Annotated in this window: 1 protein-coding gene; it reads right to left on the bottom strand. The window is 42.1% G+C overall.

What is annotated here, in order from left to right; genetic code table 11:
• The coding region (locus TT13_RS11135) for a hypothetical protein (RefSeq protein WP_045477444.1) at positions 1 to 216 on the bottom strand (216 nt) is incomplete at both ends.

Raw genomic sequence — 216 nt, 5'->3', positions numbered from 1 at the left:
CCTGATTCTGAATTACTCATTGAATCTGACGTTGAATCGCTACCTGATACTGAATCACTTAATGAATCCGACGTTGAATCACTGCCTGATACGGAATCACTTAATGAATCCGAGGTTGAATCGCTACCTGATACGGAATCACTTAATGAATCCGACGTTGAGTCACTACCGCTAATTGAATCACTTAGTGAATCCGACGTTGAGTCACTGCCTGAT

The organism is Weissella oryzae SG25 (assembly GCF_000691805.2).
GTDB classification, from domain to species: Bacteria; Bacillota; Bacilli; order Lactobacillales; family Lactobacillaceae; genus Weissella; species Weissella oryzae.
Note: the sequence above shows the minus strand (reverse complement) of the source record. Positions and strands in the feature narration are given on the sequence as shown.